The sequence below is a fragment of the Campylobacter sp. RM12642 genome (assembly GCF_020137635.1).
GTDB lineage: Bacteria > Campylobacterota > Campylobacteria > Campylobacterales > Campylobacteraceae > Campylobacter_E.
On the sequence record NZ_JACGAT010000009.1, the window covers coordinates 22,781 to 42,191 of the forward strand.

Below are 19,411 nucleotides of genomic sequence, written 5' to 3' on the forward strand. Positions count from 1 at the left end.
TTTATATTTGAGTTCTACTTATCTCTTTGTATGCGTTAATAGCTTTATTTCTAACTTCTAACATAAATTTCATACTTGTTTCAGCCTTGTTAATAGCAATAGCTGCTTGATGTAAATCTTTCACATTTCCAGTAGCTACATCAGCCATAGCTTTATCTGATACAATTTGTTCTTTATTTAGCTCTTCTAATTCTTGTTTTAAAGCATCTGCAAATGAAAAACCATTATCAACTTTATTAGAATTTGATTTGGTATTTTCAATACTTTGAATCAAACTTGGATTGATTTTAATATTATTCATATTTTAAATTCCTATCTTAATAAATCAATAGCACTTTGAGCTATTGTTTTAGCACTTGTAAATGCTGCCACATTTGCTTGATAAGCCCTTGTTGCCTCAATTAAATTACTCATTTCTACAACAGGATTTATATTAGGATATGCTACATATCCTTTAGCATTTGCATCGGGATGATTTGGCTCGTATTTTAATATAAAATCCTTATCATCTCTTACTACTTTATCTACTACTACACCCATAACAGCAGGCTTTGCTTCAGGAAAATTTACAGGGTCATTTAAAGGATTTTCATACTCAAAAAAACTATTTTTAGAATTAATTTCTTCATTTAAAACATCATCAAAATTAACGGCTTTAAATACTACATCTTGCCTTCTATAAGGGCCACCTTCATTTGTTCTAGTAGTATTTGCATTAGCTATATTTGAGCTAATTAAATTCATTCTAAATCTTTGAGCGCTTAGTCCATATCCACTAATATCAAAATCGCTTAAAAATGCCATAAATTATCCCTTAACTTAATTTAGAACTACTCTCAATTATAGTTCTTACAACTTCACTTTGTTTTTTTAGCACAGAATCAAGCGCACTAATCATAATTGCGTTTTTGCTTAATTCACTTGTTTCTACATCTAAATCAACGGTATTTGCATCATTTCTTTGCAAATGTCCATCTCTAGCAAAAATAGTTCCATTTTCGCTGTTTTCAAATTCTAATGGTTGTAAATGCCTTTCATTAGTAACTGCTAGTTTATTACTCATACCTTTTCCAAAATGCATAAAATTTGTAGCTGCAATTTGTGCATTTTGTGTAGTTTTGTAAAGTTTATTTGCATTTTCGTTTAAGGCTGTTTCAAAATCAATATCTCTTGATTTATAAAAAGGAGTATCAATATTAGCTATGTTTGAGCTAATTAATTTATTTCTTAAATCTCTACCGGCTAAGGCACTTACAATCAATGGTTTAGATTTATAAAATTCCATTTTCTCTCCTTAAATTAAAATGCAAAAATCCCATAGCAAATAATATTCCAAAACTATTAATAATAATATACTCTTGTAATATTTACCCAATTTTCACTAAACTAGCTATTTATTTTCAAATTTTATGAAAGGATAAGTATGGCTAGTAGAAGAAGCTTTATGGGCTTTACATTAGGCGCTGCTGCGGCTGTTGGTGGTGTTTTTACACTAGTGGGTATGAAAAAAACTTGGGATCCACTTCCTAGTGTAAAAGCAGCAGGTTTTACAACCGTTGATTTATCGCCTTTAGCTGATGGAGAGCTAAGAACTGTTGAATGGAGAAAAAAACCAATATTCATTCTAAAAAAATCAAGTGATATGGAACAAAGCAATACAGATATAATAGCAGGAGATGCAAGATATACGGTAGTAATTGGACTATGCACTCATTTAGGTTGTATTCCAGCATATCATTCAGCTGATAAAGAATTTGTTTGTGCCTGTCATGGTGGAAAATTTAATGTAAGCGGAAAAAATATGTCAGGACCACCTCCTAAACCACTTGAAATTCCACCTTTTTCAATTGATGGAACTAAATTAGTTTTAGGAGAAGTTGGCAAAGAGTATGAAGAAATTATGAAAAATGTAGGAAAGGCTTAATCATGGCACATTTTGAAAAATCAAATGGAATTGTTGATTGGCTAGATCAAAGACTTGCTATCAAAAAATTTATGCAAGTTATGATGACACAATACTGGATTCCTAAGAAAATTAACTTTTTATGGGCAATGGGAGTAATTTTACTTACTATGTTTGCAATACTATTTATTACAGGACTTTTACTTGTAATGTATTATAAACCTGATGTTGCACTTGCTTTTGATAGTGTAAATAAAACTATTATGCAAGAAGTTGAATATGGTTGGCTATGGAGACATATGCACGGGGTTGCTGCGTCGGTAGTATTTTTAGTAATGTATATACACTTATTAACAGGTATTTATTATGGCTCTTATAAAAAAGGTCGTGAAATCATTTGGATAAGCGGTATGGTATTATTCGTATTATTCTCTGCTGAAGCATTTAGTGGTTATATGCTACCTTGGGGACAAATGAGCTATTGGGCTGCTATGGTTATTACTAATCTTTTTGGTGGTATTCCTTTCATAGGACCTGAATTAGTTGAATGGATTAGAGGTGATTACGCTGTTGGAGATGCTACATTAAATAGATTTTTTATGCTACATGTTTGCTTATTACCAATAGTTGTTATTGCATTTGTTGCAATTCACTTTTATGCTTTAAGATTTCCACATGTAAATAACGAAATTGCTGAAGAAATTGATTTTGATTTAGAAGCTGAAAAATATTTAGCTGGCAAGAAAAAAGAAGCGAAAGTTATATCATTTTGGCCTGATTTCTTATGTAAAGATATTTTTTATGTTTGCTTATTTATGATTTTCTATTTTTATCTAGTATGCTTTCACTATGATTTTGCTATGGATCCAATTAACTTTGAACCAGCAAATGCACTTAAAACTCCACCACATATTTATCCTGAATGGTATTTCTTATGGAGTTATGAAATCTTAAGAGGATTTTCTTATGAAGTTGGTCTTGCTTGCTTTGGTATAGCTCAAGTAATTTTCTTTGTATTACCATTCCTAGACCGCTCAAATGTAGTAGCGCCTGCACATAAGCGTGGAGCATTTTTTGTATGGTTTTGGCTATTAGTAATTGATATGATTGTTCTTACTATTTATGGTAAATTACCTCCTGTTGGAATTAATAATACAATAGCAACTATTGCTTCTGTTACATTTTTAGCATTATTAATAGTAGTTTTACCAGTAATTACTCTTATGGAAAGAAAGGCTAAGTAATGAAAGAGTTAAAAATATTTGCAATATTAGTTGTATTCACAGGTATTGTTTATTGGGGAGTTGAGCCTTACGCTCATTCACAAATGCACGAACATACTAGCGAAGTTAATTTTGATTTTAAAGCAGGCGATATAGCTCAAGCTGAAGTTGAATTAAAAAAAGCTAATGAAAGTGGTAAAAAAGATGATATTGATTTTGCTACAAAAAAATTAGAAGATACTAAAAAACTTTGGGCTAATGTTGATAAAATAGCTAGTTTAAAAACTGATGTTGAAGCTGGAAAGGCTGATTTTGAAGCTAATTGTGCTAGCTGTCATAGAGTTGAATTTGATGAATTAGTAGCTGCTGATGATGGAATTAGCGCTCAAGGTATTATTTATCCTGATTTAAGCACATCAGGAGCTATTTATGATAGTAAATTCTTAATGGCAATTTCTCTTAATCCTGCACTTGCTATGAAAAATAACAAAAAATATAATGATGAAAATCCACATCCTATGATGACAGCATTTTTAGAAGATGATGGCAGTATAAGTGATGAAAATGCTCAATCAGTTGCTAATATAGTAGGATATTTAAATAGTATCGGAAAAGCTGCTCTTGAAGCAAAAAAAGCAAAAATTGCTAATGAAATAAATGCAGGTAAATTAAGCGATAACGAAAAAGTTGCAAAAATTAATTTTGAGAACAAAAAAGTTATCTTTGAAGAAGCTTGCGGAAGATGTCATGATGTTAAATATGATGGTTTTATTGCTAAAGTAAATGGCGGAGATTTAAAAGATTATATGGGTTCAACGCCACCTGATTTATCAATAATAATTCGTGCCAAAGGAGATGAGTATTTACATAAATTTATAAACGATACTCAAAAACAACTTCCAGGAACTGCAATGCCTAGAGTTGGACTTAACGAACAAGCTCAAAATGATGTTGTTGCTTATTTAACTAGCGTTGGAGATAGTAAAAAAGCTGAACGCGAAGATTTAGGATACAAAATAATGGCTTATTTTGCATTATTAGCAATATTAGCTTATGCTTGGAAAAACGCAATCTGGAAAGAACTACATTAAAAAATTAAGCTAGGTTTTCCTAGCTTAATTTCACTATAACTACTCATATTCATAAAAACGCATTAAAAGTATTAAAAATATTTAATTATCCATTTTAAATTCTAAGAATTTAAAATCATATTTTAACTTTTAAATACATTTACAAACCAAGAAATATTCTTAAATAATGCTATGATATGAAAAATAAAGGAGAGTTATGTTTAAAATATTAATGATTTTACTAATTACAAATATTTATTCATATCAAATAAATAAGTTAAAAATAGAGCTAGATAGTATTTATAAAAACTTTCCTTATATTACAAAAGAAATAAAGCAAGACCAAGATGAATTTCTAAAAAGCATTAGTGATTGCAAAGATGATAATAATTGCATTATAAATTCTTATAAAGCTAGAATAAAAGAGCTTAGCATTAGTCTTGAAAACTCAAAAACCTATCCTAAAGAATTAATAGAACATATAAAAGTAATTCAAGAAAACTCAACTGATTGTTATAAGCGTAAATGCACAGTAGATTGCGAAGAGATATCAATAAATAATTTTTGGCAAAATTTTTTTAGATACAAAGATATAAAAATAAAGCCAAAAATTGTAGATACTAAGCCATACTCTAGCCAAGAAGTAAAAGATACTCTTAAATACTGCTGGGATTTAGGGCTTGATAGAAAAGTTTATAAAGATATAGGGCGTGATAATATCTATGGTGTTGATAATGATGTGAGTTATTCTTTTTATGAAGTTGATAAAAATGGAGAGCTCTATTTTGCAAGTAAAATTAAGGGTAAAAAATACATAAAAAAACACAAAAATATAACTATAAGTGATGTGGTTTTAGATGATAAAAATTATTTAGCTTTATTAGGTGAAATTGGAAATATTTTGTTTATAGAAAAAGATTTTTGCAATCATCCTATTAAAAATAAAAATCTGTTAGATGTCATAAAAAAATCTAATAGAATAAAAATATCAACAGATTTTCATGAGCTTACACAAAGAATTTTTACGATAAATTACAAAGAAAGAGATTATTTTTTGGTTTATAAGATTTACTATTATAATACATATCCAACATATGAAATTTATATACATAGTATTGCAAATATTGTATCTAACGCATATTATCTTTACACAAGGGCATACCCTTATACATTTACTGAATTAAAATCTTTACATTGTGAAATAAATCTAAAAAAGGAGAAAAAATGAGCTTAAATAATTTGTATTCAAATTTTACAAATATTAAACTTATAAACTCCTAATAAAGGCAAATGTTAAACAATAAAAAATATTTAATTATCCATTGTAAATTCTAAGAATTTAAAAATCATATTTTAACTTTTAAACACATTTACAAACCAAGAAATATTCTTAAATAATGCTATGATATGAAAAATAAAGGAGAGTTATGTTTAAAAAAAATTGTTTATTACTTATGCTAGTTTTTAGTTTAAATGCTTTTGAATTTGTTCATAAAGATAAAACACCAAAAACTCCCATATATACTTTATTTGATTTAAGCAAAAAAGGCACTAAATTTGAAATAATCTTTAAGCCACAAAGAAAAGATATAGGAGAGCATTTAGGACTTTATGCTTTTTATCCTATGTATTTTTGCTATGGTAAAATAGGTAAGGATTTTTATTCAGTTTATTTATACGATGAAAAACTAGAAAATGATATACGAAATAATCCTTATTATCCACTTGCTCTCGATATTAAAATATATGAGCTTACTAAAGATGGTGATGAGATATTAGTATTTGATAAAGTCGCTACACCAAATGAAAATACAAGAGTAAGTGGTAGAATAAGTATAAATATTAAAAATGAAAAGGTTCATGTAGCAATAAGATATCTTGGATTTTATTTTATACCTGAAAATAAAACATATAAAGCAGTCATTACAAATCTAATAGATGATGATAATATAAGGGGTGATTTTACAAAAATCGCAATTAAAGTTGATAGAAGCAAACATTAATAAGGAGAAAATTTGAGCGAATATTTAACTTCTAGTAATTTTACGCCTTTATTTTCTTTAAAAGATAAAAACGCTTATATTACTAGCTTGGTTCATTGTAGTGCTTTGTTTATTTGCTTTTGTGTTTTTATGTATATTGGTAATTTTTCTATGAAGGTTTCTAGTATTAATTTATTTATTATTGCTGCATATTTTGATGAGAGATATTTGCATTATAAGTTTAAAAAACCTAATATTATATATTTTCATAAGGATTTTATTCATTTTGTTAATCATAGTTGTAGGCAAAGAGATGAGCTTAATGAAGAAGAAAAAACAATATATTTAAAAAATGCTAAAATCTATAAAACCTGTCTTAATATTCAAAGCAAACAACAATTATATAAATTAAATAATTTTTTAAGTATATTTTATATTTTTATAAGTGTTTGTAATTTTATACTTTTAGTATTTTTTAAAAATATTTATAAAATTTTTACTTTAAATTATCAAAGATTTTATGATACTTTACTAATAGAAGATAATGAGAATATTATTTGTATTTATATGAATAAATATAATTATTCGCTTTTGTATGAATATTTTTTAAATAATTTTAATATTGATATAACAAAGCTTGATGTTAAAATCAAGCCCTTTTTCTTTCATACGCACTTAGTTTATAAATACACTTAAAATAAGCAAATTAATCACAATAGCTTTTATATTAATTAGAATTTGATTTGTTTAATTTATAAAAATTAATATCATTTATTTTCACACATTTTATTATATTTTTATCTACTAATTCATCTAACATTTTTATATCTTTTTCATCAATTTCTTGTGAGCTTAATGGTCTTAAACTAATAGTTTTAAGCAAATCATCATATTTATTTATATTAGTATTTCTACTCATAATATTAACTTTTATATTAGTTATCAAACTAGCCAATTTACTTAACTTCTCAAAACTTGCAGCCTTTACATTATAATCACTCGGTCTATCAATAGTTCCTAAATCAAGTCTAGTTGCTTTAATATCCTTTAAAATATCATTTAAAGCAATAAAATCCTTTTCATCATCATTAATACCATCTAAAACCAAGCATTCTAAAATCAACTCACCTTTATAAATTTGACTAAATTCTTTTATACCTTGAACTATTTTATTTATATCTATATTTGTCCTATCAATTTTGCGAAATACCTTAGGATTTACACTATCAATGCTTAATTTAACGCTATCAAGATTTAATAATGCCTTTTGAATATTTTTATCAAAAATTGTGCTTGCATTACTCAAAATTAATGATTTTGCATTCTTTTTAACTTCATTTATTTTTATAATCAATTCATCTAAATATGGATATAAAGTAGGTTCGCCATTTGCACTAATGCTTATATAATCGCAATCTTTATGTATTTTCAAAGCTTCTTTTAGCTCATTTATTATATATTCAACACTTAAATTTGATTTATTTTCATATTTTAATTTAGCTTTTCCAAGCTCACAATATAAACAATCAAAATTACAACATTTCTCATTAGGACTTAAATCTATACCCAAAGATTTTTTAAATCTTCTTGAATTAACTGGGCCAAAAATTACTTTCATAAAAATACCTTTAATATTAATTACTATTGAGATTTTAGCACTAAATACTAATGGAATTTAACTTAATCAAGCGTTTATGCTTGATTAAAATTTTTGTTTAGATTTGTTTATACAACGATATATGCTTGATTCTGAAAGATTTAAAAGATTAGCTATTTCTGTAATTGAGCCTTTTATATTAAAAATACCTTTTTCATAGATTTTATCTACTATTATTTGCCTTTGTTTTGGTTTTAGATTAGTATTTTTTAGCTCATTTACGCTAAGCCCTGTTAATTCTTGAATTAGCTCATTTAAATCAAGGCTCAAAACTTCTTCATAAGCAGCTTCTTCTACAGGTATATCACTACCTAATAATTGTGCTGCTATATTTTCCATTCTACTTTTATCGTAGTTTATACATAACATTCCACTTAATTTATTGCCTTCTTTGATAAAAAATGTGCTACCTCTTATATTTTTTCCACCTGCACTTGCTTTATAATTGCTTAAAAAATCTCTTTCTTCATAAATCTTTTTATTAACAAGCTCAAGTGCAAATCCTGTAATAGGAGAATTAATACTTCTTCCGCTTATGTGATTATTAGCAATTTCTGCAATGCTCATTCCATCATCATTTATATCGTGCAAAACTATTTCATAATCCTTGCCTAAAGCTTGTGCTAAAAAATGCACTAATTTTATATATTCTGTTCTTGTTTGTTGATTCATAAAGCCCTCGGTAAATGTTTTGTAAATTATAGTTGCGTAAAGTAATTATAAGCCCTATTTTAGGGCTTATTTTATAATAATTCATCTCCTGTTTTAATAAATTCAGCCATTTCAGCGTCTGGCACCATACTTCCACCTGTTGCCCATATTAGATGAATTGCGTTTTTGTGTTCAGTTTTAAGCTCATTAGAAATCATTAAGCCTTTAACTCCAGCTAAAGCCGAAGGCTCAAGCTTAATACCTTCGCTAGATGCAAGTAAGCTTAAATATCTATACATATTCTCATCACTTACCGTAAAACTTCCATCAATTACACGCTCAAGCACTTTACCTACAAGACCACTCGCACGACCAACAGCAAGTCCATCAGCAGCCGTAATATTATCAAGCCCAATATCAGCTACACTTATTTCATTATGTTTTCCGGTAGCAAGTCCAAGTATCATACAAGGACTATGCGTTGGCTCAGCAAAAAAGCATTTTACACAATCGCCAAATTCAGCCTTAAGCCCATAAGCAACCCCACCAGGACCACCACCAACACCGCAAGGAAGATAAACGTAAAGCGGTCTATCTTTGCTGATATTAATATCTAATGCTTGCAATTGTCCTTTTAATCTCTTTGCAGCAACGCTATATCCTAAAAATAAATTATGCGAGTTTTCATCATCTATAAAATAACAATACGGATTATTTTCAGAACTTTTTCTTCCCTGCTCTACTGCGACGCCGTAATCATCTTCATAAGTAATCACGCTGCATCCGTGCTCTCTTAGCATTTTTTTCTTCCATTCTTTAGCACAATCACTCATATGAACTTCTACTTTAAAGCCAAGTTTTGCACTCATAATTCCTATTGAAAGACCAAGATTACCGGTTGAGCCAACTGCTATTTTATATTTACTTAAAAATTCTTTATATTTTGGCTCGGCAAGTTTTGAATAATCATCTTGAATGCTTAGCATATTATTTTCTATTAGCAAATCTTCTGCGTGTTTTAATACTTCATATATTCCACCACGAGCCTTAATAGAGCCTGATATTGGTAAATGCGAATCAAGTTTTACATATACATCGCCTTGAATACTAGCACCGCTTAATTTTTCTAACTCTTTTTTATAATTATTCACACAAGCTAATGGGCTTTCTATAATACCATTAGTAATATTTGTAGCAGGGAAAATTATCTTAAGTAAAGGTGCAAAACGATTAAGTCTAGCCCTTGCATCATCAATTCTATCAAGCTTAATAGCACCTTTATTTAATTCGCCCAAAACATCATTGCTTAGATTTGTATTAATCCAACTTGTTTCTTTCATTGCTTTTAGATTTTCAATTAACATTGTTACTCCTTATAAAATTATTGATAAAACATAGCTTAAGATTAAACCACTTATACTTGCTACTAAAGTCGCACTTGTGAAATATTTAAACATAGCTTTTACGCTCATTCCTAAGCTTTCTTTTACTAGCCAAAATAAGCTATCAGTTACGATAGTAAAACCTATAGCACCACTTCCTATTGCAAGGCATAAAACTTCTTTACTAACATTACTATCCATTTGCAAGACAATTCCTGCTGCACTAATCATAGCAACCGTTGCACTTCCAACACTAGCATGTAAAATAATAGCAATTAACCAAGCTAAAAATACAGGATTTAAACTCAAACTTCCTAAAGTCTGCTTTAATGCTTCGCCAATGCCTGAAGCAATTAATATCTCATTAAAAGCTCCACCTGCTCCTATAATTAATAAAATTGAAGCAATTTGCGTAAATGAATTAGAACTAAATTCCATTAAATTTTGCATAGAATAGCCTTGCTTTAAGCCTAAAGTATAGTATGCTACAAAAACACTTATTAATAGTGCGATAATAGGATTTCCAATGAATGCAAATACTGCATTATCTTTAAATACTAAAGTCTTAAGCAACATTAAAACTAAAGGTAAAAGTATTGTAAAATAAGTAATTGCTGTGCTTGGCATAGAGTTGTAAGTAGAACTTGTATTATCAAAAACACTCATCTCATTATCTTTTGAAAAATCAAAGAATTTCAAAAACAAAACCCCACCTATAAAAGCACATATCATACCCACAACTATACTCATCCAAATTACTTGACCTATATCAGCACCTAAAGTAGCTACTATGCTAGTAGCTGCTGGGTGTGGTGGCACCATACAATGAACGGTCATTAGTGAAGTTGCTAATGCTATGCCTATTTTTATTCTACTAACACCTATTTCTTTAGCTACAACTAAAACTAAAGGCACTAATAAGACAAATCCAACCTCAACAAATACAGGAATACCAGCAATAAATCCAACCAACATCATAACAATATCAGCTCTTTTTTTACCAAGTAGATTTAGTAATGATAGGGCTATTTTTTGCGCCCCGCCACTAACTTCTAGCATTTTTCCTAAGATACTTCCACAACCAATAATAACAGCTAAAAATCCTAGCGTCCCACCTACTCCATTTTCAATAATAGAGCCGATTTTTGTTAAATCAACACCAGTTATAAGTGCGACAAAAATACTTGCTAAGCTTAATGATAAAAAAGCGTGGATTTTAAGTTTTGTAATACAAAACACAACTAAGGCAATAGAAGCTATTAAGACCGAAATTAAAGCAAAATTGCTCATCTTTTCTCCTTTATTTAAAAATCATTATTTGATTATACCCCCCCCCCATCTTTAAAATTTTCTTAAAATAATAATTTTTTTGATTTTTTTTAATAAATTTTCTTAATTTTTCTTACTTTTTCATAAAATATTACAAAAAGTAACAAATTTTTATTAATTTTAGAAAAAATAATAATAAAATTTTATTATTTTTATATAATGAAAATAAGTTAATTTTAAAAAAAGGAGAAATTATGAGATTTAGGTGGCTTATAGCCTTTGTATTTTTCCTAATAGGCTTAATCGCTTATATGGATAGGGCAAATATTTCTGTCGTTGCTAGTTTTATGATGCAAGAATTTAATATAGATAAAACTCAATTTGGCTTATTAAATTCTGCATTTTTTATAGCTTATGCCGCAGCTCAAATTCCAAGTGGTATTTTAATTCAAAAATTTGGCAATAAATTTATGACTATTTTTGCATTAATTTTATGGTCAATTTTTACTATTTTAACGCCACTTGCAGGAACATTTATGCTACTTTTAGTAGTTAGATTTTTATTTGGTTTAGGAGAAGCTCCTATATATCCTAGCAATGCAGCATTTAATAATAACTGGTTTGGTAAAAAAGAAAAAGCAAGAGCAGCTTCATTTTTACTAGCAGGTTCATACTTTGGGCCAGTAATTGCTCCATTTATATCTGTTTGGCTTGTCAATAATTATGGTTGGCATAGTGTATTTTATGTATTTGGTGCGATTGGAATTTTAATCGCCTTGATTTATTATTTTATAAGTTCATCAAGACCTGAAGATAATAAATTTATTAGTAAAGACGAACTTTTATATATTCAAAGTGAAAGATTTGTAGATGGTATTAAAAAAACTCCTTGGAAAGCATTCTTAAAAAATAAAGAATTTTATGCACTTGGAATTGCATACTTTTTTTGTGTTTATATGACAGGTATGTTTATGACTTGGCTTCCTACATTCTTACTAGAAGCTAAAGGACTTGATTTAAAAGCTATGGGATTTTACGCTGGAGCTCCTTGGCTTGCTATTTGTATATTTGTTGCACTTGGTGGTGGATTAAGCGATAAGATTTTAAAAATTACAAATAGTTTTAAAAAAGCTAGAACTTATTTAGCAGTTGCTGGATTTTTAATATTTGATATATGCTTATTTTTAGTTGTATATGTTGAAAATACAATGCTTAGTATTTTATTTTTAAGTCTTGGTTTTGGGTTTTTAGGACTTCCTGTTGTTGTATCTTGGGCTGTTGCAGCTGATAAAGGTAGAAGTCAAGCAGCAGCGGTTAGCTCTTGGATGAATTTATGGGGAAATGTAGGTTCAGCGTTTTCGCCTATTTTAGTTGGCTGGATGGCACAAAAATATGGATGGAATATAGCTATATTATTTAATATAATTCCTGTAACACTTGCTATGATAGCTTATTTATTTGTCAAACCTGACAATGCTTTAGAAAGTAATTAATTTTAATAAAAGGAGAAAAAATGTTTATTTTAAACAAAAGAGTTAGTAAAGTTTCAGATGAAATTCTTAATCTTTATAAAGAGGTTTGCCCTTCAACTATAGGACATATGCAAGATTGTGGTTTTATTAGAAATTTAAAGCCACTTCATAGTGGAAAAAAATTAGTAGGAACTGCTATAACCGTTAGAATACCACACCTTGATTCTACTGCTGTTCATAAAGTATTTGATATCGTAAATGAAGGTGATATTGTAATAATTGATACTAATAAAGATTATGAAAGAGCACCTTTTGGAGAATTAGTTTGCTATATGGCAAGACACAAAAAAGTTGGTGGAGTAATAATTGATGGTTGTGTAACTGATTTGAATGCTATTAAAAATCTTGGCGTTAATGTTTGGTATAGAAATGTTAGTGCTTTAACAACTAGAATTAAAGGAATTGAAGGCTCAATTAATGTTCCTATTGCTATTGATAATGTTGTTATAAATCCAGGAGATTTGATAGTAGCTGATGATGATGGAATACTGGTTTTAAATCCAGATATTGATAATGTTGAAGAACTTGGCAAAAGAGCAATAAATGTTCAAATCGGAGAAATTGAAACAAAAGCAAAAATAGATAAAGGCATTCCACTTGGCGAAATTTTAGGTGCAAACAAATATTTTGAGGGTTTATGATGAATAAATTAAAAATTGCTTTAGCTCAAATAAAAACCGATAGAAATTATAAAATTAACCTTGAAAAAATTATTGATTTTATGCAAAAGGCAAAATCTTTTGGTGCTGAGCTTGTGGTGTTTCCAGAAACTTCACAGGCTTTTGTGCCTAGTAATGAAGGGATTAATTTTAATACCATTGCTCAAAATATTGATGAAGAATTTGCAACAAGCATTATTAATAAAAGTAAAGAGTTAAATATCGCAGTTGTTTTTGGCTTTTATGAAAAAGATAATGAAAAAACTAAAAATAGTGTAATTTTTGCTGATTGTGGCAAAATAATCCATAAATATTCAAAAACTCACCTTTACGATGCTTTTAGCTATGATGAAAGTAAAGATATAAATGCAAGTAATGAAAAAATAAAAGCCTTTGATACAAAATGGGGCAAAATGGGGATAATGGTGTGTTATGAACTTCGTTTCCCTGAAATTGCTAGAACTTTAGCACTTGATGGTGCAAGGCTTGTATTAGTTCCTACTGCTTGGGTAGATGGCAAATATAAAGATGAACATTTTATGCTACTTACTAAAACAAGAGCTTTAGAAAACACAATATATTTATGTGCTAGTAATCAAACAGGTAATATCTACACAGGTCGCTCGTGTCTAATAAATCCACTTGGACTTGAAGAAATAAAACTTGGCGTTGATGAAGGTATTCAAATATTTGAAATTGATTTTAATAAAATTGATGAAGTTAGAAAAGCCTTGCCTTGTATATCTCAAAGAAAGCCTAATTTATATAGCCTATAAACTAAATTTCGTATGCCTTAAACATACGAAATTTATAATAATTCAATTAATTGTATTTCATCACTAGCAAGTGCTTTTAAATCATTTGTAAAACCGCTTTTGCTAAATAAAATATATTTTTTAATAGGTAAATTACTATCTATTTTAGTAGCTTTTGCTTTTAAATCTTCTAAAACATTAGTTCCTACTGCTTTATTTTTATATTTACATTCAGCAACTATTAAATAATCTTTAGCGACCCCAACCGCATCAATTTCTGTATTTTTATCCCACCATCTACCGCATTTTAAAAGGTCTTTATGTGTATTTAAAAGATAATTAATCGCTAAATCTTCATACACCCTACTTATAAATTCCATAAAACTTGTCTTAATTATATTAATTACATAATCTGTATTATCAAGTTCAAGTTGAGATTTATAAGGAAATATATATGCAAAATAAAATCTTAAAAAATTATCTTTTATAAAATATAAACTTTTTTTTGATTTTTCTGGATTTTGTTCGGTTATAGGAATAATTTTATAAATAATATCAAGCTCAATTAATTTATCTATAAAAGATGTTATATTATTTGGACTTTTACCTAATTTACTAGCAATATTTCCAATCTTATGTTCTCCACTAGCAATAATTTTTAAAATTGAAAAATAAGTTATAGGTTCATTAATTTCATTTTGTAATACAAAACTAGCTTCATTATATAAATATGAATTTGGATTTAAAATATTTGCTTTAATATTTTCATAAATATCCCCTTTATCATTTATAAGCTCAAGATATTTTGGAATACTATAAAAAACGCTATATATTTCTATAAGCTCATTTTTAGTTTTATTAGGAAAAAAATCTTTTAAATACTTAAACTCAAGTGCTTCAAGCTTAATAGCACTAGTTCTTCTACCATATAAAGGAGAATTGTATGATAATGTATATTCATACATCATAGAAATAATTGAGCCACATAAAATCAAATGAATATTTTTATTCTTAAATATCTCATCACAAATATACTGAAATTGCGATGGAATAGAATTATCAAGCTTTGCAAGATATTGAAACTCATCAATTACTATTATTATTTTTTCATCTATTTTATTTGCTACATATAAAAATAAAGTTTTAATATCATTTATTTGAATTTGTTTTAACAAATCATCATTATAAAAATTAGCTAATTCATCTTTCATTCTATTAATTGTAATGTTAATATTTTCAAGGCTTGATAAAAAATAAAAAGCTTTTTTATCTTTTATATATTCTTTAATAAGTCTAGTTTTTCCAACCCTACGCCTACCATAAAGAATAGTGAAAGTAAAACCAATTTTATTAAATTCATCGTTTAAAGTTTTTAAATGTTTTTCTCTATTAACAAACATATTTAACCTTTATCGTTTTTAAATTATTATAATCTAAAAACGATAAATTTTAATTTATTCAAAACTTTTTATGTTTTCTAAATCTAAGACTTGTTTTTTAATTTTTTCTGAAAGATTTTTATCATTTACATTTGCATTAAATTTCTCAAGTAATTCATCTAAACTTAAAGCATTATCTGGATTACCTTTATTAATTTTTACTTCTTTAATAATAGTGCTTCCATTATTAAGCGTTGCTTTAAATTTACCACAAAAATACTTTGGAAATCCACCTGAAATATATTTTTCATATTTAATTTTTTTAGCAAAATTAACAATCTCTTCACGATTTAATTCATTATAAGAATTTAAATTCACTTTACCATCTATAAACATATAACTTATTAAATACGCAAATGAAAATTTTGCTTCATAATCTGTTTTTGGATTGTGTTTTTTATCTATAGGGTCGCATATAAAAGAAATAGGAACGCTATCTACATAACACAAAATCTCCTTTATATCATCAGGCTTTAAACCATCATTTTTAAGTTCTTTAGCACAATCAATAAGCCCGTGTGCGAAATGACAACTTGGATATGGCTTAATTGATACTTCTTTTACCATATAATCTTTTCCTAAATTTTTATCAAGCCTTGTCTTATCGCATTCATCTTCTATACCAAATGCTCTAAAGATATTATCACGACCTTCAAAAATACTAACAGGAGCAAAAAGACCAGCTTTTGCATATTCACAAGCTCTAATTCCATTTAAAACCGCACTTGCTATATGAAGTATTTTAGAATTGCTTCCATTACTTAAAAACTCATTTATCCCACCTGCAAAACTAGCAGCAAAACCTAAAGCATTGATTGTTTGCGAAACATTTAAATCATTGATAACACAAGCTGCAGCACTTGCTCCAAAAACTCCAGCTATGGCACTTGTATGAAAACCATTTTTATGAAATGTCCCATTACTAGCAACCCCAATTCTTCCTGCAACTTCCCAACCCATAATAAAAGCTTTTAATATTTTTTTACCATCGTTTGTTTTAGAAAATCCATAACTAAGACAAAGCGGGGTTAAAATAGCACTTGCGTGAAGTATAGCTTCTGTTAGAGTATCATCAAAATCAAGTATATGAGAACTCATAGCATTTATCATAGCAGCATTAAGTGGGGTAGCCTTAAATTCACTACCCCAAATGCTTGTATTAGCATTCTCTTCTTTAAATGCCTTAATGGTTTTTAAAATAGCATCATTTTTGCTACCCGCAAGAGCAACTCCAATGGTATCTAACATCAATTCTTTTGCTCTAGTTTTTACATCAGCTGGTATATCTTCATAACTTTTATTTACTACAAATTCAGCTAATTTTTCACTATAAAGCATAATTAATCCTTTAAAATCTCTGCATTTTTAATTTTTTCTAAAAACTCATCAACTAATTTTGGTGCATATCCAACATAAGTAGTAGCATCAAGTAAAGCATCTATTGATTTTTCATCTAAAACTTCTCTTACTCTGCTATCTGCTAATAAAACTTCTTTGAATGTTTTATTATTTTCAATTCCAATCATAGCATTTTCATATACAATCTCATGAGCGTGTTGTTTTCCAAAATGCTCACTTAATGCAAACATAACCCTTTCGGCTAAAACAAAACCTTTTAAAGTATTAAGGTTATTTAACATTGAATCTTTTTTAACTTCTAATCCGCCTAAAGCTGTTTTCATATTATCAAGAACACAAGAAAGCATTAAAAAGATTTCAGGAAGTAGTTTCCATTCCATTTTCCATACTTGTCCATCTCTTTCGTGTTCGTGTCTTTCAATATCACTTAAAATTGCAATATTTGCTTTTAAAGTATTGCTAACTGTTACAGCATTTTCGCTTATTGCTGGATTTCTTTTATGTGGCATTGTAGAGCTTCCTACTTGACCTTTGCCAAATGGTTCAGCCACTTCATTTACTTCATTATGAGATAAAATCAAAATCTGATGAGCTATTTTATTAAATGTAGCATTTATATTAGCTAATACATATCCAAGCTCAATAAATCTATCTCTTGCTGGTTGCCAAGAAATATAAGGAACTTTTAATCCTAAACTCTCTATTGTTAGTTTTTCAACTTCATTATGTTTATCACTTAAACTAGCTTTAGTGCCAACCGCACCAACTATAAGACCTACATAAAGTCTTTCTTCGCATTCAAGTATTCTTTCATAATGTCTATTAAGCTCATCAAGCCAAATAGCAACTTTATGTCCAAAAGTAATAGGAAGAGCTTGAAGCGCTAAAGTTCTTCCCATCATAGCTGTATTTTTATGCTCTACTGCTAGTTTTTTTAAAGATTTTGCTATGATTTTTAAATCATCTTTTATAAGCTTTAAAGCTTCTTTAAATTGTAAAACAAACCCAGTATCCATAATATCTTGAGTAGTTACCCCAAAATGAACAAATTCTCCATATCCATTCTCGCAAGCTTTTTCTAAGCCCCTAACGGTTGGAACTAATGGATGTTTTGTCTTTTTATATTCATTAAATATAAAATCCATATCCATATATTTATAAAATGATTTTTTAGCTATTTCTGTAGCTGCAGCTTCTGGGATAATGCCAAGCTTTGCTTGAGCTTTTGCAAGTGCAGCTTCAACATCAAGCCATTTTTGAATTCTATTTTCTTCACAAAAAATATCACGCATAGCTTTTGTGCTCCAAGAATCACCTAATAATCTCATATCAAATACACTAATACCTGTCATAATTTCTCCTTTTATTTAATTTTGTTAAATGCTTGTTCTAAATCAGCTATTAAATCACTAGCGTCTTCTAAACCTATATGAAATCTCACAAAAACCCTATTACTATCAACTTTAGTAGCAGTTCTTGGTGGCATAGTAACCGTTGCAAGACTTTCATATCCACCCCAACTAGCACCTATTGAAAAATATTCTAAATCATCTACAAATTTAATAGCTTGTTCTTTGCTAATTCCTGAATTAAATTCTATAGTTACCATACCATTAGTTCCTATGAAATCTCTTTTAAATATTTCATTGTTTGGATGGGTTGGTAATTTTGGATAAAAAATATTTTTAATTTCTTTTCTTGTTTGTAAAAACTCAACAACCTTATCTGCATTTTCTTCGTGATTTTTAAGTCTAATTCCAAGAGTTCTCATACCTCTAAGAACCAAATAACAATCATCAGGACTTGTAGTTAAACCTAAAGCTTCTGGTAATTCATTAAAATTTTTGTATTCTTTTTCATTAACAATCACACAACCCATAACAACATCAGAATGTCCACTAAGGTATTTTGTAGCTGCAATTACGCAAATATCAACCCCAAGTTTTATAGGATTTGATAAATATGCACTTGAATATGTGCTATCAATTGCTACAGGTATATTGTGTTTGTGTGCTATTTCGCATAATTTAGGAACATCAATTATTTCATACATAATAGAACCAGGACTTTCACATAAAATAAGTTTTGTATTTAGCTTTATTTTACTTTCAACATCACTAGCATCTGCTTTTAAAAACTCAACTTCTACTCCAACTTTATTTAAAAACAAATCACATATAGTTCTAACAGGTCCATAAATTCCATCAGTTATTAAAAAATGTGCGTCCTTACTTGCATAATTTAATAAAACCATAGCAAGTGCTGCAAGTCCTGTTGGATAAAGCGAAGCTCTAAATCCACCTTCTAGCTCACATAATAATTTTTCAAGTTCAAAAGTAGTTTCAGTTCCCCTTGCACCATAACTTAAAACTCTTTGCGTTTTTCTAAGCTCACGATATTCTTGCCAAGTTTTATGGTCTTTAAATAATATAGTTGAAGCTCTCATAACACTAGGATTTACTGCTTTTACAGGTAAATCCTGACCACGACCTAAATGAATTAATTTTGTTTTAGTTTTCATATTCTCTCC

At 28.5% G+C, this 19,411-nt stretch carries 20 protein-coding genes; 9 read left to right on the plus strand and 11 right to left on the minus strand.

Annotation, left to right across the window (positions count from 1 at the left end; translation table 11 throughout):
• Window position 1: 1 nt before the first annotated feature.
• The 3 genes from fliE to AVBRAN12642_RS04945 are packed head-to-tail and all read right to left on the minus strand — an operon-like array spanning window position 2 to window position 1,285.
• Entirely contained in the window at window positions 2–301 is a 300-nt protein-coding gene (gene fliE, locus AVBRAN12642_RS04935) for a flagellar hook-basal body complex protein FliE (protein ID WP_214117859.1), read from the minus strand.
• 11 nt (window positions 302–312) lie between these two features.
• On the minus strand, window positions 313–804 hold the full coding sequence (flgC, locus tag AVBRAN12642_RS04940; protein ID WP_214117860.1) for a flagellar basal body rod protein FlgC: 492 nt from the start codon (window positions 802–804) through the stop codon (window positions 313–315).
• A 10-nt stretch (window positions 805–814) separates the two neighbouring features.
• Window positions 815–1,285, minus strand: a complete 471-nt coding sequence (locus AVBRAN12642_RS04945) for a flagellar basal body rod protein FlgB (protein WP_214117861.1) — start codon at window positions 1,283–1,285, stop codon at window positions 815–817.
• A 138-nt stretch (window positions 1,286–1,423) separates the two neighbouring features.
• On the opposite strand from AVBRAN12642_RS04945, the gene AVBRAN12642_RS04950 reads away from it, so the two are divergent.
• The 6 genes from AVBRAN12642_RS04950 to AVBRAN12642_RS04975 all read left to right on the plus strand — a co-directional run bounded on the left by AVBRAN12642_RS04950 (window position 1,424) and on the right by AVBRAN12642_RS04975 (window position 6,874).
• On the plus strand, window positions 1,424–1,924 hold the full coding sequence (locus AVBRAN12642_RS04950; RefSeq protein ID WP_214117862.1) for a Rieske 2Fe-2S domain-containing protein: 501 nt from the start codon (window positions 1,424–1,426) through the stop codon (window positions 1,922–1,924).
• A gap of 2 nt (window positions 1,925–1,926) precedes the next feature.
• Window positions 1,927–3,147 carry a cytochrome b gene (locus AVBRAN12642_RS04955; protein ID WP_214142682.1) on the plus strand — a complete coding sequence of 407 codons (1,221 nt, stop codon included), beginning with the start codon at window positions 1,927–1,929 and terminating at the stop codon, window positions 3,145–3,147.
• On the plus strand, window positions 3,147–4,217 hold the full coding sequence (locus AVBRAN12642_RS04960) for a c-type cytochrome (protein WP_336608038.1): 1,071 nt from the start codon (window positions 3,147–3,149) through the stop codon (window positions 4,215–4,217). Before AVBRAN12642_RS04955 ends, AVBRAN12642_RS04960 begins: the two co-directional genes overlap by 1 nt.
• 196 nt (window positions 4,218–4,413) lie before the next feature.
• Window positions 4,414–5,424, plus strand: a complete 1,011-nt coding sequence (locus AVBRAN12642_RS04965; RefSeq protein WP_336608039.1) for a hypothetical protein — start codon at window positions 4,414–4,416, stop codon at window positions 5,422–5,424.
• A gap of 199 nt (window positions 5,425–5,623) precedes the next feature.
• A complete protein-coding gene (locus AVBRAN12642_RS04970; RefSeq protein WP_336608040.1) occupies window positions 5,624–6,199 on the plus strand; it encodes a hypothetical protein in 576 nt (191 codons plus the stop codon).
• 12 nt (window positions 6,200–6,211) lie between these two features.
• The gene (locus AVBRAN12642_RS04975) at window positions 6,212–6,874 is read left to right on the plus strand and encodes a hypothetical protein (protein WP_336607312.1); all 663 of its coding nucleotides are present in this window, start codon (window positions 6,212–6,214) and stop codon (window positions 6,872–6,874) included.
• A 31-nt stretch (window positions 6,875–6,905) separates the two neighbouring features.
• Here AVBRAN12642_RS04975 and AVBRAN12642_RS04980 read toward each other — a convergent pair whose 3' ends face one another.
• The 4 genes from AVBRAN12642_RS04980 to AVBRAN12642_RS04995 all read right to left on the minus strand — a co-directional run bounded on the left by AVBRAN12642_RS04980 (window position 6,906) and on the right by AVBRAN12642_RS04995 (window position 11,158).
• On the minus strand, window positions 6,906–7,796 hold the full coding sequence (locus tag AVBRAN12642_RS04980; protein WP_214149766.1) for a radical SAM protein: 891 nt from the start codon (window positions 7,794–7,796) through the stop codon (window positions 6,906–6,908).
• A gap of 84 nt (window positions 7,797–7,880) precedes the next feature.
• Window positions 7,881–8,507 carry a helix-turn-helix transcriptional regulator gene (locus tag AVBRAN12642_RS04985; protein ID WP_214117868.1) on the minus strand — a complete coding sequence of 209 codons (627 nt, stop codon included), beginning with the start codon at window positions 8,505–8,507 and terminating at the stop codon, window positions 7,881–7,883.
• 71 nt (window positions 8,508–8,578) lie between these two features.
• Window positions 8,579–9,850 carry a D-serine ammonia-lyase gene (locus tag AVBRAN12642_RS04990; RefSeq protein WP_336608041.1) on the minus strand — a complete coding sequence of 424 codons (1,272 nt, stop codon included), beginning with the start codon at window positions 9,848–9,850 and terminating at the stop codon, window positions 8,579–8,581.
• A 9-nt stretch (window positions 9,851–9,859) separates the two neighbouring features.
• Window positions 9,860–11,158 (minus strand): GntT/GntP/DsdX family permease, encoded by a 1,299-nt coding sequence (locus AVBRAN12642_RS04995; protein ID WP_336608042.1) that lies wholly within the window; start codon window positions 11,156–11,158, stop codon window positions 9,860–9,862.
• Between the two features lie 233 nt (window positions 11,159–11,391).
• Between AVBRAN12642_RS04995 and AVBRAN12642_RS05000 the strand changes: the two genes are divergently transcribed.
• The 3 genes from AVBRAN12642_RS05000 to AVBRAN12642_RS05010 are packed head-to-tail and all read left to right on the plus strand — an operon-like array spanning window position 11,392 to window position 14,104.
• Entirely contained in the window at window positions 11,392–12,630 is a 1,239-nt protein-coding gene (locus AVBRAN12642_RS05000) for an MFS transporter (protein WP_336608043.1), read from the plus strand.
• Window positions 12,631–12,650: 20 nt separating this feature from the next.
• Entirely contained in the window at window positions 12,651–13,310 is a 660-nt protein-coding gene (locus AVBRAN12642_RS05005) for an RraA family protein (protein ID WP_336608044.1), read from the plus strand.
• Window positions 13,310–14,104, plus strand: a complete 795-nt coding sequence (locus AVBRAN12642_RS05010; RefSeq protein ID WP_336608045.1) for a nitrilase-related carbon-nitrogen hydrolase — start codon at window positions 13,310–13,312, stop codon at window positions 14,102–14,104. Before AVBRAN12642_RS05005 ends, AVBRAN12642_RS05010 begins: the two co-directional genes overlap by 1 nt.
• Before the next feature lie 32 nt (window positions 14,105–14,136).
• On the opposite strand, the gene AVBRAN12642_RS05015 is transcribed toward AVBRAN12642_RS05010, so the two are convergent.
• The 4 genes from AVBRAN12642_RS05015 to AVBRAN12642_RS05030 are packed head-to-tail and all read right to left on the minus strand — an operon-like array spanning window position 14,137 to window position 19,402.
• Window positions 14,137–15,483 carry an ATP-binding protein gene (locus tag AVBRAN12642_RS05015; protein ID WP_336608046.1) on the minus strand — a complete coding sequence of 449 codons (1,347 nt, stop codon included), beginning with the start codon at window positions 15,481–15,483 and terminating at the stop codon, window positions 14,137–14,139.
• A 54-nt stretch (window positions 15,484–15,537) separates the two neighbouring features.
• Complete coding sequence (locus AVBRAN12642_RS05020; protein WP_336608047.1) at window positions 15,538–16,860, minus strand: MmgE/PrpD family protein; 1,323 nt, start codon at window positions 16,858–16,860, stop codon at window positions 15,538–15,540.
• Between the two features lie 2 nt (window positions 16,861–16,862).
• Window positions 16,863–18,233, minus strand: coding sequence for an adenylosuccinate lyase (gene purB, locus AVBRAN12642_RS05025; protein ID WP_214149773.1), 1,371 nt, complete (start codon window positions 18,231–18,233; stop codon window positions 16,863–16,865).
• Window positions 18,234–18,244: 11 nt separating this feature from the next.
• Window positions 18,245–19,402, minus strand: coding sequence for a trans-sulfuration enzyme family protein (locus tag AVBRAN12642_RS05030; RefSeq protein WP_336608048.1), 1,158 nt, complete (start codon window positions 19,400–19,402; stop codon window positions 18,245–18,247).
• Between the last annotated feature and the right edge of the window lie 9 nt (window positions 19,403–19,411).

What these genes read in the sequence shown, in the direction of transcription:
- AVBRAN12642_RS04980 (WP_214149766.1), bottom strand. Translation starts at nt 7,796, where the DNA reads ATGAAAGTAATTTTTGGCCCAGTTAATTCAAGAAGATTTAAAAAATCT.
- purB (WP_214149773.1), bottom strand. Translation starts at nt 18,233, where the DNA reads ATGACAGGTATTAGTGTATTTGATATGAGATTATTAGGTGATTCTTGG.
- AVBRAN12642_RS04950 (WP_214117862.1), top strand. Translation starts at nt 1,424, where the DNA reads ATGGCTAGTAGAAGAAGCTTTATGGGCTTTACATTAGGCGCTGCTGCG.
- flgC (WP_214117860.1), bottom strand. Translation starts at nt 804, where the DNA reads ATGGCATTTTTAAGCGATTTTGATATTAGTGGATATGGACTAAGCGCT.
- AVBRAN12642_RS05010 (WP_336608045.1), top strand. Translation starts at nt 13,310, where the DNA reads ATGAATAAATTAAAAATTGCTTTAGCTCAAATAAAAACCGATAGAAAT.
- AVBRAN12642_RS05020 (WP_336608047.1), bottom strand. Translation starts at nt 16,860, where the DNA reads ATGCTTTATAGTGAAAAATTAGCTGAATTTGTAGTAAATAAAAGTTAT.
- AVBRAN12642_RS04965 (WP_336608039.1), top strand. Translation starts at nt 4,414, where the DNA reads ATGTTTAAAATATTAATGATTTTACTAATTACAAATATTTATTCATAT.
- AVBRAN12642_RS04945 (WP_214117861.1), bottom strand. Translation starts at nt 1,285, where the DNA reads ATGGAATTTTATAAATCTAAACCATTGATTGTAAGTGCCTTAGCCGGT.
- AVBRAN12642_RS05005 (WP_336608044.1), top strand. Translation starts at nt 12,651, where the DNA reads ATGTTTATTTTAAACAAAAGAGTTAGTAAAGTTTCAGATGAAATTCTT.
- AVBRAN12642_RS04970 (WP_336608040.1), top strand. Translation starts at nt 5,624, where the DNA reads ATGTTTAAAAAAAATTGTTTATTACTTATGCTAGTTTTTAGTTTAAAT.
- AVBRAN12642_RS05015 (WP_336608046.1), bottom strand. Translation starts at nt 15,483, where the DNA reads ATGTTTGTTAATAGAGAAAAACATTTAAAAACTTTAAACGATGAATTT.
- AVBRAN12642_RS05000 (WP_336608043.1), top strand. Translation starts at nt 11,392, where the DNA reads ATGAGATTTAGGTGGCTTATAGCCTTTGTATTTTTCCTAATAGGCTTA.
- AVBRAN12642_RS04995 (WP_336608042.1), bottom strand. Translation starts at nt 11,158, where the DNA reads ATGAGCAATTTTGCTTTAATTTCGGTCTTAATAGCTTCTATTGCCTTA.
- AVBRAN12642_RS04985 (WP_214117868.1), bottom strand. Translation starts at nt 8,507, where the DNA reads ATGAATCAACAAACAAGAACAGAATATATAAAATTAGTGCATTTTTTA.
- AVBRAN12642_RS04990 (WP_336608041.1), bottom strand. Translation starts at nt 9,850, where the DNA reads ATGTTAATTGAAAATCTAAAAGCAATGAAAGAAACAAGTTGGATTAAT.
- AVBRAN12642_RS05030 (WP_336608048.1), bottom strand. Translation starts at nt 19,402, where the DNA reads ATGAAAACTAAAACAAAATTAATTCATTTAGGTCGTGGTCAGGATTTA.
- AVBRAN12642_RS04960 (WP_336608038.1), top strand. Translation starts at nt 3,147, where the DNA reads ATGAAAGAGTTAAAAATATTTGCAATATTAGTTGTATTCACAGGTATT.
- AVBRAN12642_RS04955 (WP_214142682.1), top strand. Translation starts at nt 1,927, where the DNA reads ATGGCACATTTTGAAAAATCAAATGGAATTGTTGATTGGCTAGATCAA.
- fliE (WP_214117859.1), bottom strand. Translation starts at nt 301, where the DNA reads ATGAATAATATTAAAATCAATCCAAGTTTGATTCAAAGTATTGAAAAT.